The 288-nt window shown below is 49.7% G+C and carries 1 rRNA gene; it reads right to left on the bottom strand.

Annotated features, from left to right (window positions below):
- Positions 1 to 3 precede the first annotated feature (3 nt).
- Positions 4 to 288: ribosomal RNA gene (locus BA70_RS20450) — 23S ribosomal RNA — on the bottom strand; the annotation flags it as partial.

Genomic DNA, 288 nt, shown 5'->3' on the forward strand with positions numbered 1-288 from the left:
TCCTCGATCTATTAGTATCTGTCAGCTCCACGTGTCACCACGCTTCCACCTCAGACCTATCAACCTGATCATCTTTCAGGGATCTTACTTCCTTGCGGAATGGGAAATCTCATCTTGAGGGGGGCTTCATGCTTAGATGCATATAGAAGAGATACGAAAAAATTTGGTTGCGGGGGCAGGATTTGAACCTGCGACCTTCGGGTTATGAGCCCGACGAGCTACCGAACTGCTCCACCCCGCGACGATATAAAGATAACAAGCTTGGCGGCGTCCCTTTTGCTACAACGA

Source organism: Bacillus zhangzhouensis, assembly GCF_000715205.1.
Classification (GTDB): domain Bacteria; phylum Bacillota; class Bacilli; order Bacillales; family Bacillaceae; genus Bacillus; species Bacillus zhangzhouensis.